Origin of the sequence: Changchengzhania lutea, assembly GCF_006974145.1 — a bacterium.
Classification (GTDB): domain Bacteria; phylum Bacteroidota; class Bacteroidia; order Flavobacteriales; family Flavobacteriaceae; genus Changchengzhania; species Changchengzhania lutea.
This window is the reverse complement of the sequence record NZ_CP039456.1, coordinates 1352071-1365778: the sequence shown is the minus strand read 5'-3', so window position 1 is coordinate 1365778 and position 13708 is coordinate 1352071. Positions and strand designations below refer to the sequence as shown.

Annotated in this window: 11 protein-coding genes; 5 read left to right on the top strand and 6 right to left on the bottom strand. The window is 35.5% G+C overall.

Translation table 11 applies throughout. The annotated features are described in order from the left end of the window. Positions 1-36 precede the first annotated feature (36 nt). Together FAF07_RS06415 and FAF07_RS06410 are read right to left on the bottom strand one after the other, a co-directional pair. A complete protein-coding gene (locus tag FAF07_RS06415; protein WP_246067788.1) occupies positions 37-1029 on the bottom strand; it encodes a serine hydrolase in 993 nt (330 codons plus the stop codon). 77 nt (positions 1030-1106) lie between these two features. Beyond that, positions 1107-1535 carry a PepSY-like domain-containing protein gene (locus FAF07_RS06410; RefSeq protein WP_142784322.1) on the bottom strand — a complete coding sequence of 143 codons (429 nt, stop codon included), beginning with the start codon at positions 1533-1535 and terminating at the stop codon, positions 1107-1109. A gap of 217 nt (positions 1536-1752) precedes the next feature. On the opposite strand from FAF07_RS06410, the gene ileS reads away from it, so the two are divergent. The 3 genes from ileS to FAF07_RS06390 all read left to right on the top strand — a co-directional run bounded on the left by ileS (position 1753) and on the right by FAF07_RS06390 (position 6695). Further along, positions 1753-5400, top strand: a complete 3648-nt coding sequence (gene ileS / locus FAF07_RS06400; RefSeq protein WP_246067787.1) for an isoleucine--tRNA ligase — start codon at positions 1753-1755, stop codon at positions 5398-5400. 13 nt (positions 5401-5413) lie between these two features. Then, positions 5414-5788 (top strand): TraR/DksA family transcriptional regulator, encoded by a 375-nt coding sequence (locus FAF07_RS06395; RefSeq protein WP_185956529.1) that lies wholly within the window; start codon positions 5414-5416, stop codon positions 5786-5788. A 283-nt stretch (positions 5789-6071) separates the two neighbouring features. Continuing rightward, entirely contained in the window at positions 6072-6695 is a 624-nt protein-coding gene (locus FAF07_RS06390; RefSeq protein WP_142784321.1) for a lipoprotein signal peptidase, read from the top strand. On the opposite strand, the gene FAF07_RS06385 is transcribed toward FAF07_RS06390, so the two are convergent. Genes FAF07_RS06385 through FAF07_RS06370 form a run of 4 tightly spaced genes read right to left on the bottom strand, consistent with a single transcriptional unit; the run spans position 6692 to position 9542 of the window. Next, positions 6692-7255 (bottom strand): 5-formyltetrahydrofolate cyclo-ligase, encoded by a 564-nt coding sequence (locus FAF07_RS06385; protein ID WP_142784320.1) that lies wholly within the window; start codon positions 7253-7255, stop codon positions 6692-6694. The genes FAF07_RS06390 and FAF07_RS06385 overlap by 4 nt on opposite strands. 6 nt (positions 7256-7261) lie before the next feature. Continuing rightward, entirely contained in the window at positions 7262-8242 is a 981-nt protein-coding gene (locus tag FAF07_RS06380) for a succinylglutamate desuccinylase/aspartoacylase family protein (protein WP_142784319.1), read from the bottom strand. A 5-nt stretch (positions 8243-8247) separates the two neighbouring features. Continuing rightward, the gene (rimK, locus tag FAF07_RS06375) at positions 8248-9120 is read right to left on the bottom strand and encodes a 30S ribosomal protein S6--L-glutamate ligase (protein WP_142784318.1); all 873 of its coding nucleotides are present in this window, start codon (positions 9118-9120) and stop codon (positions 8248-8250) included. Further along, positions 9117-9542: an ATP-dependent zinc protease family protein gene (locus FAF07_RS06370; protein ID WP_142784317.1), complete on the bottom strand. Its 426-nt coding sequence runs from the start codon at positions 9540-9542 to the stop codon at positions 9117-9119. Before FAF07_RS06370 ends, rimK begins: the two co-directional genes overlap by 4 nt. Before the next feature lie 111 nt (positions 9543-9653). Here FAF07_RS06370 and uvrC point away from each other — a divergent pair, with 111 nt between their 5' ends. Together uvrC and FAF07_RS06360 are read left to right on the top strand one after the other, a co-directional pair. Continuing rightward, positions 9654-11447: an excinuclease ABC subunit UvrC gene (gene uvrC / locus FAF07_RS06365; protein ID WP_142784316.1), complete on the top strand. Its 1794-nt coding sequence runs from the start codon at positions 9654-9656 to the stop codon at positions 11445-11447. Then, positions 11444-13675 carry a patatin-like phospholipase family protein gene (locus FAF07_RS06360; RefSeq protein ID WP_142784315.1) on the top strand — a complete coding sequence of 744 codons (2232 nt, stop codon included), beginning with the start codon at positions 11444-11446 and terminating at the stop codon, positions 13673-13675. Before uvrC ends, FAF07_RS06360 begins: the two co-directional genes overlap by 4 nt. Positions 13676-13708: the final 33 nt, after the last annotated feature.

The following is a 13708-nucleotide window of genomic DNA, read 5'->3' as shown; positions in this document are numbered from 1 at the left end:
ATGTTTTATATAAAAACGGTCTTATCAAAATTTAGATTACAATTTTTTAAGTTTGGACAAATTTCGGGATTTTTTCATGACCTTCTCTAAAGGCATCACAAGATTCCGAATAATTTTCTCACCATAATCATTATCTACTAGCGCTACTATAATGTATTTTCTTTTTGGTCCCCATACCAAAGCGGAGTCTGAATGGTAATTTTTCCAAGAACCAGATTTGCGGTAGATGTCTGCTTTCGGAGCAATTTTATCCAACGTGTTTACAAATTTATGATGTAATGCTGGATTTTTCATGATTTCCAACATTTCTTTAGAGCGTTCTGTACTTATTAAATTCCCCATGACCAATTGGTAATAGAAACTGCAAACCTGTTTGGCTGTGGCCGCATGACTTAAGCCTTTTAAAGGCTCAGGATATCGCCTTCCACCAGCAGCATAACGCTTCCCAACCCATAAGCCACCACCAACTTCTTCATCATAAAGTTTTGTTTTTGGCGCTCTAAGGACTGCTTCTATTTTCTCGTAACCTATACGGTCTATATTTCGGGTTGATGCTTGGTTATTAGATTTACTTATCATGAGTCGCAAATCGTTTCTAACTTCTTTTGTGTCTTCTATTTCACCTTTATCAATAGCATCCATCGTTGCCAATAAAATAGCAATTTTTGGTAAACTTGCAGCATACATCATGTTCTCGTCATTGATACCGGCGTATTTAATGTTATCAGAATCACTTAAATCTACAATGCCGATAGCTAAAGACTTGTTGGCTACTAAACGTTTCCATGAGGGGTTACGGTTGATTTCTTTATTAAGTAAAGATTGAAGGGTTTTGTCCTGCAATTCAAAAATAGGCTCAATTTCCTCTATATGCTTAATCGGTAATGGCGCAAGAATAGTATCATTAATTACAGTAATAGGTATTCGTGCAACTCCAATTTTCTTTTTAACCCTAGTATCTTGCCCCATGGAAGTCAGGGTGCTGAGCGAAATCAATATAATTAAAGATATTCTTAAGCTTTTCATCATTTTCAAAGATAATTTGTATGGTTACGTTATGGCAACTAATATGCCATAATAATTAAAGAGAGGAAAAGGATTTAGAATTAATTTATTACACTCCCATCGGCCTTGAATTCAATATCTTTATTTTTACCTTTTTGTTTGAATTCCACATCGTAAAAAATCCCTTTTGAGTGATGGTCTACTTTTTCAATTTCTGTGATTTCACCTTCATAATCATTTTCAATTTTCTCTCTAATGGCCTTCGGTAAGTCTTTTTTCTCTATGCTGGATTCCGTTTCTATCCACATTCCATCGGGTTTAAAATCGGCTCTGTATTTTATGCCATCAATTTTAAAGTGAGATTCGTAATTACCGTTTGAATCTTTCTCCCAGTCAGGATCATTCTCCCCAGGATATTTGGCTTGAAAAGATTTTTTTACCGCTTCTGGCGCTTGCCCGTTTACATTTTGATTACAACTGAAGGTCAAGGCCATAAATACCAGAGCAAAAACTATTGATAAATTTTTCATAATTATAAATTTAGGATTAATTTGTTTCAATGATACAAATATTTTGGCATTCTAATTAACGCTAATCAAGGGATTATTAACGCATATACCGTGTTGAATTATTGCTAATTTAAATGAAATTAAGTTCACGACATTTTAAATTGACGCTTTTACCGCAAATGGGTGGGTTTTTTATCAAAATTCCTTAAATTCGCGAACTTATAAGAATCAACGATTAATGAGCGCTAAATTTCCTGAATATAAAGGACTTGACTTACCAAAAGTAGCGGATAATATCTTAAGCTATTGGCAAGAAAACAACATCTTTGAAAAAAGTGTGGAGACACGCGAAGGCAACAAACCCTTTGTGTTTTTTGAAGGGCCACCTTCTGCAAACGGACTTCCCGGAGTACATCACGTTTTGGCGCGTGCTATTAAAGACATTTTCCCCAGATATAAAACCATGAAAGGCTATCAAGTTAAGCGTAAAGCAGGCTGGGATACACATGGTTTACCTATAGAGTTAGGCGTTGAAAAAGAATTGGGGATTACTAAAGAAGACATTGGTAAAACCATTTCTGTAGAAGATTATAATACAGCGTGTCGAAAGGCAGTCATGCGATACACAGATGTTTGGAATGATTTAACCGAAAAAATGGGCTATTGGGTAAATATGGATGATCCATACATTACTTACGAACCCAAATACATGGAAAGTGTTTGGTGGTTGCTCAAAGAGATTTACAATAAAAACTTAATCTATAAAGGCTATACCATTCAACCATATTCACCAAAAGCGGGGACAGGTTTAAGCTCACATGAGTTAAATCAACCTGGGACGTATCAAGATGTTACGGACACTACGGTTGTGGCGCAATTCCCCCTAACCCCCGAAGGGGGAAATATGAACACTTTTTATAAAGCGTTTCAATTTAGGGAAGAGCAACAAACTCCCCCTTCGGGGGCTGGGGGGATTTTTTTTCTAGCGTGGACCACCACACCTTGGACCTTGCCTAGTAATACGGCATTAACAGTGGGTTCTAAGATTGATTATGTTTTAGTTGAAACCTATAATCAATATACATTTGAGCCTGTTAAAGTGATACTTGCAAAAAAATTAGTTGACTACCAATTTGATAAAAAAACTTTTTTTGAACTTGATTCATCGATTGAGTTTTCAAATATAGAGGAAGCTAAAATTGGAGGAACAGAAAGAATAGAGATTTTGTATGGTAAGAAACTAATGGATGTACAGTTTCAAATGTTTTTTGATTTATTGGTGAAATACAAAAAAGACATTCCTAAGTTAAAATCTGTATTTTATGAACATGGTTATGAATTTGATGAAAAAAAGCTTCAACTTATGGTTGAGGCAGATATTCAAACAGTCAGTAGGAAAATTCCATTTAAAGTAATAGCAGAATGTAAAGGCTCAGATTTAGTCGGTATAAAATACGAACAACTTTTAAAATATGCGTTACCAAACGATAATGCAGAAAATGCATTTAGAGTCATTTCTGGCGATTTTGTTACGACTGAAGATGGAACTGGTATTGTACACACAGCACCAACATTTGGAGCAGATGATGCTTTAGTGGCAAAACAGGCTACACCTGAAATTCCACCACTATTAGTCAAAGATGAAAACGGCAACCTAGTGCCATTGGTCGATTTGCAAGGGAAATTCAGACCAGAAATGGGAGAGTTTGCTGGTAAATATGTTAAAAACGAATATTACAATGATGGCGAAGCGCCCGAACGTTCAGTCGATGTTGAACTGGCCATCAAGTTAAAAGAAGAAAACAAAGCCTTTAAGGTTGAAAAATATAAACACAGTTACCCAAATTGTTGGCGAACAGATAAGCCCATTCTTTATTATCCTTTGGATTCTTGGTTTATAAAAGTAACCGATGTTAAGGATAGGATGTATGAACTTAACGAAACCATCAACTGGAAACCAAAAGCCACTGGAACGGGTCGTTTTGGAAACTGGTTGGCAAATGCAAACGATTGGAATTTATCACGTTCACGCTATTGGGGGATTCCTTTGCCTATTTGGAGAACCGAAGATGGCACAGAAGAAATTTGTATTGGTTCGGTTGAAGAACTTAAAGCAGAAATGGAACGTGCCGTTCAGGCAGGTATTATGGAATCTGACATCTTCCAAAGCTTTGAAGTTGGAAACCATTCCGAAGCCAACTATGCTAAAATAGATTTGCATAAAAACATCGTTGATCAAATTGTATTGGTATCGCCAAGCGGACAAAAAATGTTCCGCGAAAGCGATTTAATTGATGTCTGGTTCGATTCGGGCGCTATGCCTTATGCACAATGGCATTATCCGTTTGAAAATAAGGAACTCATTGATGATAAAAAAGCCTTTCCTGCCGATTTTATAGCAGAAGGTGTCGATCAAACTCGTGGATGGTTTTATACCCTTCATGCCATTGGGACGATGGTTTTTGATTCTGTGGCTTATAAAAATGTGGTGTCTAACGGCTTGGTATTGGATAAGAACGGACAAAAAATGTCTAAACGTTTAGGAAATGCCACAGACCCGTTTGATACGTTGTCCACTTTTGGTGCAGATGCCACACGCTGGTATATGATTAGCAATGCCAATCCATGGGATAATTTAAAGTTCGATTTAGAAGGTATTGAAGAGGTAAAGAGAAAGTTTTTCGGAACGCTTTATAACACCTATTCGTTTTTCACATTGTATACTAATTTAGATAAATTTAGTTATGCTGAGGCGGAAATACCTCTAGATGAAAGACCAGAAATAGACCGTTGGATTCTTTCTGAATTGCATACGTTAATTCAGAAAGTAGACGAATATTACGCAGATTACGAACCTACAAAAGCCGCTAGAGCCATTTCAAATTTTACGCAAGACTATGTAAGTAACTGGTTTGTGCGTTTAAGTAGAAGGCGTTTCTGGAAAGGCGATTACCAAACCGATAAAATTTCGGCATATCAAACGCTTTATACTTGTATGGTAACCATTGCGAAATTAGGTGCGCCTATCGCTCCTTTCTTTATGGACAAGCTGTATTTAGATCTAAATTCAGTGACTAAAAAGGAAAATTTTGAAAGTGTACATTTAGCTGATTTCCCTGTGTTTGATGCAGCATATGTTGATAAAAGTTTAGAGCGAAAAATGGAAAGTGCTCAAACCATTTCTTCTTTGGTATTATCATTAAGAGCAAAGGAAAAGATAAAAGTGCGTCAGCCACTTCAAAAAATAATGATACCTGTTGATAATGAACAACAAAAGGAAGAAATTCTGGCGGTTTCAGATTTGATAAAACATGAGGTCAATGTTAAGGAAATCACTCTGTTAGAGGATGCTTCAGGTATTTTGGTAAAACAGATAAAACCTAATTTTAAGATCCTTGGGCCTCGCTTTGGTAAGGACATGAAGTCTATTGCAGCTGCTATTCAGGTGTTTACATCCGAAGACATTAAAAAAATCGAGCAAAATGGTCAATTAGATATTGATATTAACGGAAAAAGTATTATTTTAGAACTTGATGATGTCGAGATTACATCACAAGATATAGAAGGATGGTTAGTGGCAAACGAAGGTGCATTAACAGTAGCCTTAGACGTTACCATAACCAATGAATTGCGTAAAGAAGGTATTGCAAGAGAGCTTGTTAACCGTATTCAAAACTTGCGAAAAGATTCAGGTTTTGAGGTTACTGATAAGATTGATGTCATATTTCAAAACGATGAACATGTGGCAAATGCCATAGAAACAAATAGAGAATATATTAAGGCAGAAACATTAGCGGAAGTGTTAGAAATTAAAGACGTAATGAATAATGGTATAGAGATTGCATTTGACGATATCAACACCAAGCTATTTATTCAAATACATTAAAAAAACAAACAAAATGGATACAAATATAAGGTATGCAGATGCAGATTTAGCCGAATTCAAATTACTGATTACGGAAAAAATCGAAAAAGCACAACATGATTTAGAGCTTATAAAGAGCGCGTATATGAATGACCATAATAATGGGACTGAAGATACATCGCCTACGTTTAAGGCGTTTGATGAAGGTAGTTCTGTGATGAGTAAAGAATCAAATTCTCAACTAGCAATTAGGCAAGAGAAGTTTATTCGTGATTTAAAAAATGCCCTGATCAGAATTGAAAGTAAAACCTATGGCGTTTGTAGAGTTACGGGCAAATTGATAAACAAGGAACGTTTAAAATTAGTACCGCATGCGACGTTGAGCATTGAAGCTAAAAACATGCAATAAGAATATTTTACCTGTTGTGTATTTTGAATAAAATTTGTCAATTCGAGTGAATTATACAATTGACAATGAGAAAAATTAGTATCGAGAATCAAATTTTAGTTATAAAACTAGTGTTCTTAATATGATTTTTTATCGAAAATCACCCGAACTGACAAAAAATGCACACCAAGTTATTTTAAATATAAATGATAACGTCTCGACTAACAAACGAGACGTTTTTATTTGTGATTCCTACTAACACCATTAGCTATCAGTAGGAATAAATCATTAAGCGTTATCTATAATGTCTCTAAAAAAATCCATAGTTGTCATTTTGCTCATTTTACTTATAGATCAAATAAGTAAAATTTATATTAAAACCCATTTTGCTTTACATGAAAGCTTAGAAGTGTTTTCATGGTTTAAAATTTATTTTATTGAAAATGATGGGATGGCTTGGGGTACTAAAATTAGCGATTTTGTGTCCTTTGTTGATGATAGGAGCGCCAAAGTTGCTTTAACGCTATTTAGAATAGTGGCTATTTTTGGAATTGGCTATTGGTTGTATGATGCCACTTCCAGGCGGCGTCCAGTGATTTTAATATGGGCCATCGCTCTTATTTTTGCAGGTGCCTTAGGGAATATTATAGATTCTGTATTTTACGGTGTATGGTTTGATGATAGTGTAAGCCAAGTGGCGGCATTTTTACCGGAGTCTGGCGGCTATGATAGTTTACTGCATGGGAAGGTAGTCGATATGTTGTACTTTCCTTTATTTGAAATAGACCTTCCAGAAGCATTCCCTTTTTATGGTGGGAAACGCTTTAACTTTTTTGAACCTGTTTTTAATATTGCCGATATGGCGATTAGCACAGGTTTTCTATTGCTAATTGTGTTTAATAAAAAGGCGTTTCCCAAGAGTCATTAAAACCGATAAATGTGATCCGGCGTCACACAGTAATCGAGCTTCACATCACTTTCAAAAACATCTATATTATCAGTTTCAGCTTTAAAAAAGGACAGCCCGACTTTAATAGCTGTAGGCTTGCATTTAGCTAAAAACCGATCATAAAATCCTTTACCATAACCCACCCGATTGCCCTGTTCATCAAATGCTAAAAGAGGAATAAAGACCACTTCGATTTTATCTTCTGTAATTTCAATACCATCAACGGGTTCAGGAATATGATACTTGTTTTTCTTAATGATAGTATTATCCGTTAAAAGAAAGTGAGACATATCGCCCGTTTTAAAATGACTTTTCGATATTAAAACGTTTTTGTCTTTACCCGATAAAATGTTGAGGATATAATCTGTATTGATTTCTTTTTTTTCTTCAATAGCTAAAAAAATGTGATAAAACAGATGCTCCCAAATAGGCAATTTTAGAACTTGATTAGCTATCGATAAACTTAAATTTTCGCGCTCTTGATGCGTTATAGATTGTCTAAGTAAGGTGTATTTTTCTCTTAATTGCAATTTGCTCATGCCGCACTACTTTTTATCATGTAACTTAGTGGCTATATGGAATAGCGCATCACCTTGGTACACTAAGGGCGCTTCATTAACATTAATCACATAACCCGCATAAGTAGATTTTACAGGCTGATGAATTTTACCATAAGGATCTGTTATTTGACCAATAATGCTCCCGACTTCTATTTTAGAATTTATCTTTATAATAGATTTAAACATACCTGAACGCCTGGCTCGAATCCAACTACTTTTTTCTACAAAAATAGATTTTGATTTTGGTTTGTTGACTTTATGTGCTTCGTCCAGCATGTCGTAATGCGCTAAAAGACGCTTAGCGCCTTCTACTCCAATTTTAGAAATGTTATCGTCTATAAAAGAGGATCGACCTCCTTCAAATAAAACCATGGGTTTATTGAGTTGAAAACAGGCATTTCTAAAGGATTTTGCAATATGTTTCGAGTATAGTACAAATGGCGCTCCAAATACTTGTGCCAGTTCCTTTAATTCAGGATTGTCTTTTACAATTCTTACCTGTGCCGCATTAAACCTACTGGCGCCACCTGTATGGAAATCGACAATAAGATCAACTTCCGGAATAACCTCATGGATGAGTTTGTGAGCCACTCTACTTGCTAAGGAACCGTTTGAACTACCCGGAAAAACACGGTTTAAATCACGTCCATCGGGGAATGCTCTAGATCCGTTTAGAAACCCAAGAATATTCAAAATGGGGATACAGATAACGGTACCGCGTTTTGGTCTGTTTATTTTATTAGCAATAAGTTGCCTCACAATATCAACACCATTTATCTCATCACCATGTAAACAGGCGTTAAATAGAATGGTAGGGCCTTCTATTTTTGATCGCTCCACAATTATGGGCACATTAATGTCTGAAGCGGTATGAAGTCTGGCAATGTTAAAATTGATTTCAGTAGATGTTCCCAAAGGAATATCCTGCCCTAAAATAGTGATAAGGTCTTTGTAGTTAGTTGTCATATATGTTAAACATTACGCTCAATATAACGAATGATGGTTTTAGCAATGTCGTGATGCGTTGCCGCTTCGATACCTTCTAAACCAGGTGATGAATTTACTTCTAAAATTAACGGACCACGCGCAGATTGTAGTAAATCGACACCACAAATTCCCAAGCCAAGAGATTTAGCTGCTTTTAAGGCCGCATTTTCCTCTTCGTCGGTTAATTCAATAATATCGGCACTTCCGCCACGGTGTAAGTTAGAGCGAAATTCACCTTCTTTGCCTTGTCGTTTCATGGCACCAACTACATTACCATCAACTACAAACGCCCTGATGTCGGCGCCTTTGGATTCCTTAATAAATTCTTGCACAATAACCCGTGCCTGTAGACCATTAAACGCTTCTAAAACAGATTCTGCTGCATTATTGGTCTCCGCTAAAACGACCCCTAAGCCTTGTGTGCCTTCCAGTAATTTAATAACGAGTGGTGCACCACCAACATATTTAATCATGTCGCTAACGTCTTTCGTGTAATTTGAAAAAACGGTTTTCGGCATGCCCAAACCAGCACGCGATAACACTTGTAAACTTCTTAATTTATCACGAGACCTTACCAAAGCTTGAGACTCTACGGTAGAAAAGACTTTCATCATTTCAAATTGTCTCACCACTGCAGTTCCGTAAAACGTAACCGAAGCACCAATTCTTGGTATAATGGCGTCTATATTGTCTAAAACCCGTCCTTTATATAAAACGGCTGGGTTCTTTTTCTCAATGATAATTTCACATTTTAGCGGATCGATGACTTCTACATGATGTTTGCGTTTTGCGGCAACTTCTACAAGCCTTTTAGTAGAGTATAAGTTGGGGTTTCGGGATAAGATTACGATGTTCATAGATTTTGTTTTTGATAAGATACGTTTTTCAAACTAACATCGACAATAAATTTTTTGTTTAAAAACCGTCGTCCAATAAGGATAGGGTATTTCATGTCGTCGCGCGTACTTAAGGTTAAATTAATTTTATATTTTTTGTTGAAAATGATGATAGTAGTATTTACTTTATAGCGTTCTTGCACGATACCATTACTGCTTTTTACCTTGGCAATTTGATAGGTGTCAAATGTAATTTCTTTGCCATTGTACAGCGGATGTCCCTTATCGTAGAAAGTGCATTTTAGTAAATCGCCTTCTATTTTAACTTGATGACAATGAATAGAAGATGTATACGCGCCGGTATCAATTTTGATATCAATCTCGTACAAATCAAGCAAAGGGAAATCTGCTTTGTCAATTCTACCTATTACTTTTCTGGGCATTTAATTTGAAATATTTGTAGCACGCAAGGTAATAAAAAAGCGTTCTTAAAACACATTTGAAAAGCCGCTAAAAATTAACTCTAATTATAGATATATAGTATCTTTGAAGAAATGACCAAACCCACGTTAGACATACAATTAAAAACCTTACCAACAGCTCCTGGCGTGTATCAATATTATGATGTAAAAGATAATTTAATCTATGTTGGAAAAGCAAAAAATTTAAAAAAAAGAGTAAGCTCTTACTTCACAAAAACACACGATAATGGGAAGACCCGTGTTTTGGTTCGCAAAATCACCAATATTAAACACATTGTGGTCGCCACCGAAACGGATGCCTTATTATTAGAAAACAATTTAATAAAAAAGTATCAGCCACGATATAACGTACTGTTGAAAGACGATAAGTCGTATCCGTGGATCTGCATTAAAAACGAGCGTTTCCCTAGGGTGTTTTCTACGCGACGGGTTTTTAAAGATGGGAGCGAATATTTTGGACCTTATACCAGTATGAAAACGGTGTCTACATTGTTAGATTTAATTCGAGGCCTTTATCATTTAAGAACGTGTAATTATCATTTATCTGAAGAGAACATAAATAAAGGAAAATATAAGGTATGCCTGGAATATCATTTAGGGAATTGTAAAGGGCCGTGCGAAGGATTAGAATCTGAGACTGAATACCATGAAAATATTCAAGCCATTAAAGAAATTTTAAAAGGAAATTTTAAAGATTCACTAACGCTTTTTAAAACCCAAATGAAAACCTACGCCACCAATATGGCGTTTGAACAAGCTCAGAAAATTAAAGATAAAATTGAGGTTTTAGAAAATTATCAAGCCAAATCAACTATTGTCAATCCGAAAATCAGTAATGTGGATGTGTTTTCCATTATGAGTGATGAGGGTTATGGTTATGTTAACTTTCTGCAATTATCTTATGGGGCCATTATACGCTCACATACCTTAGAAATTAAAAAGAAATTAGACGAAACCGATTTAGAATTATTAGAATTGGTCATTACCGAAATTCGGCAACGTTTCCATTCCAATTCAAAAGAAATCTATGTGCCATTTAAAGTTGATTTAGGTGACGATATAAAAATTACCGTTCCTAAATTGGGGGATAAAAAGCATATATTGGATTTGTCGCTTAGAAATGCCAAATACTATAGGATGGAGCGTTTTAAACAAATAAAAATAACAGATCCAGACAGACATGTGAATAGGATTATGGCACAAATGAAAGCCGATTTACGTCTGCCGGAAGAACCTAGACATATTGAATGTTTTGATAATTCGAATATTCAAGGCACGCATCCTGTGGCGGCCTGTGTGGTATTTAAAAACGGAAAGCCAAGTAAAAGGGACTATCGACATTTCAACATAAAAACGGTGGTTGGACCAGATGATTTTGCTTCTATGGAAGAGGTGGTGTACCGTCGCTATAAACGTCTTTTAGATGAGGAGCGACCCTTACCTCAACTTATTATAATTGATGGCGGAAAAGGGCAACTCTCTTCAGCGGTCAAAAGTTTGGATAGTCTAAATTTAAGAGGAAAAATTGCGATCATCGGAATTGCAAAGCGTTTAGAAGAGTTATTTTATCCAGATGATCCAATTCCGCTATATTTAGATAAGAAAAGTGAAACGTTAAGGATTATTCAACAATTACGTAACGAAGCGCACCGCTTTGGAATTGAGCATCACCGAAATAAGCGAAGTAAAACCGCCTTAAATACAGAGCTGGAAACCATCCAGGGAATTGGAGAAAAAACGGTTATCGATTTATTGAAGCATTTTAAATCTTCAAAACGTGTAGCCAATGCAAAATTAGATGAACTAGAGGAAATCGTAGGTGTGTCTAGAGCTGAAAAAATTTATAATTACTTCCACAAGAAATGAAATACATCATAGCAATTATAGTAATAATTATAGGTTTAAGTGGTCAGGCTCAAAATCTTGAAAAGGATGATATAAAAGTTGGTCTGGTATTAAGTGGTGGTGGCGCTAAAGGCTTAGCGCATATTGGCGTATTAAAGGTTATAGATAGCTTAGGGGTTCGTATTGATTATATTGCAGGAACTAGCATGGGTGCTATTGTTGGCGGGTTATATGCCTCTGGTTATTCGGGAAAAGATTTGGACTCTATATTTAAATCAACCGATTTTGATGACTTAATAAGTGATGATTTACCTAGAAAATCAAAAACATTCTATGAACGTAATAATTCAGAAAAGTTTGCCATAGTCCTCCCATTCGATAACTTTAAAGTGAAGTTGCCATCTGCCCTTTCTCGTGGTCAAAATGCCTATAGTTTGATTTCTAAGTTAACATTGCCTGTCAATCAAAATAAAAATTTCAGTGACCTTCCCATTCCTTTTTTCTGTATAGCCACGGATATTGAAACGGGTAAAGCTGTGATGCTAGATACGGGCCATTTGCCGCAAGCAGTCATGGCAAGTGGAGCTTTTCCATCGCTATTTCAACCCGTAGTTATCGATGATCAAATTCTGGTAGACGGTGGTGTGGTTAACAATTATCCCATAGATGAACTTAGAAAAAAAGGCATGGATTTAATTATTGGTGTAGATGTTCAAGATAATTTGGCAACAAGGGATGAGCTAAAATCCGCTCCAGAAATTTTACTTCAAATCAATAATTACCGTACTATTCAGGACATGAAAATAAAGTCGGCTAAAACAGATGTTTATATAAAACCAAATATTGAGGATTTTACCGTCATATCATTCGGCCAAAGTCTGGATATTATTGAAAGTGGTGTTACGGCAGCGCTAAAACATACCGATGTTTTGAAGGATATTCAGTCAAAACGAATTAAAAAGAAACAGCAATTTGAGACAATAAAAAATATAGACAGTATAAAAATTAATAGTATTTACATTAATGGAAGGAAGCACTATACACGATCCTATGTTTTGGGGAAGCTGAAATTAAAGCCTAATCAAAAAATTAGTTATGATACCTTTAATGAAGGCGTCAATAATTTGGTAGCTACCAATAATTTTGAGTCATTTCTTTATGAATTTAAAAAGTCGCAATACAATACGGGGTATGATTTACATGCTTCAGTAACCGAAACAAACAGTACCACTTCTTTAAAAATGGGATTGCATTTTGACGATTTGTATAAGACTGCAGCTATTGTTAACCTTACAAAAAAACGATTATTATTCAATAATGATATTGCGTCTTTAGATCTTATTTTAGGAGATAATGTGCGTTACAACTTTGAATACCTCATAGACAACGGGTTTTATCTGAGTTTTGGGTTGCGTTCTAGATATAACCAATTTCACAAAAATGTTAGTGCCGACTTACTATTAGAAGAAGGCCAGATTATTAGTGCAGAAGTGAATAAATTGGATATAGAATTACGCGACCAAACCAATCAAGTATATTTGGAAACCTTATTTAGAAAAGATTTTGCCTTAAGCCTGGGGGCAGAACATAAGCGATTATCCATAACCTCTGAAACTATATTTCGAGATAACCAACCCGACGATGTGGCTTTTGAAAACACAGACTATTTTAGCGTGTTTGGTCAATTAAAGTTAGACACATATGACAATAAATATTTTCCGAAGAGAGGGGTTTATTTTGATGCAGACCTACACACGTATTTATTTGCATCAAGATTCAATACGGAATTTCAAAATTTCTCAATTGCTCAAGGCACGTTGGGTTATGCCTTTAGTGTTTCAAAAAAGTTATCTTTTAATTTACAGACTGGTGGCGGATTTAAAATCGGCAACAATAATACAAATTCCCTGGATTTTGCATTGGGCGGGTATGGAAATGATCTTATAAATAATTTTATTCCATTTTTAGGATATGACTTTATTTCGTTAACCGGTAATAGTTATATAAAAGCGTATATGAGTGCCAATTATGAAGCCTTTAAAAATCAATATATTACTTTAGAAGGCAATTGGGCCAATGTTGATGATAATATTTTTGATAGTAGCGATTGGTTTGCACTTCCAGACTATAGAGGCTATGCCTTAGGTTATGCTATTAATACATTTATTGGCCCCGTTCAAGCTAAATACAGTTATTCGCCAGAAGCTAAAAGTGGCGTGTGGTTTTTTACAGTTGGATTTTGGTTTTAAATATTTTCAGATTCATTCTAAGGGAACTGTAAT

Excerpts from the sequence above, each read along its gene's own strand:
- FAF07_RS06415 (WP_246067788.1), bottom strand. The coding sequence starts at position 1,029 with ATGATGAAAAGCTTAAGAATATCTTTAATTATATTGATTTCGCTCAGC.
- FAF07_RS06410 (WP_142784322.1), bottom strand. The coding sequence starts at position 1,535 with ATGAAAAATTTATCAATAGTTTTTGCTCTGGTATTTATGGCCTTGACC.
- ileS (WP_246067787.1), top strand. The coding sequence starts at position 1,753 with ATGAGCGCTAAATTTCCTGAATATAAAGGACTTGACTTACCAAAAGTA.
- FAF07_RS06395 (WP_185956529.1), top strand. The coding sequence starts at position 5,414 with ATGGATACAAATATAAGGTATGCAGATGCAGATTTAGCCGAATTCAAA.
- FAF07_RS06390 (WP_142784321.1), top strand. The coding sequence starts at position 6,072 with ATGTCTCTAAAAAAATCCATAGTTGTCATTTTGCTCATTTTACTTATA.
- FAF07_RS06385 (WP_142784320.1), bottom strand. The coding sequence starts at position 7,255 with ATGAGCAAATTGCAATTAAGAGAAAAATACACCTTACTTAGACAATCT.
- FAF07_RS06380 (WP_142784319.1), bottom strand. The coding sequence starts at position 8,242 with ATGACAACTAACTACAAAGACCTTATCACTATTTTAGGGCAGGATATT.
- rimK (WP_142784318.1), bottom strand. The coding sequence starts at position 9,120 with ATGAACATCGTAATCTTATCCCGAAACCCCAACTTATACTCTACTAAA.
- FAF07_RS06370 (WP_142784317.1), bottom strand. The coding sequence starts at position 9,542 with ATGCCCAGAAAAGTAATAGGTAGAATTGACAAAGCAGATTTCCCTTTG.
- uvrC (WP_142784316.1), top strand. The coding sequence starts at position 9,654 with ATGACCAAACCCACGTTAGACATACAATTAAAAACCTTACCAACAGCT.
- FAF07_RS06360 (WP_142784315.1), top strand. The coding sequence starts at position 11,444 with ATGAAATACATCATAGCAATTATAGTAATAATTATAGGTTTAAGTGGT.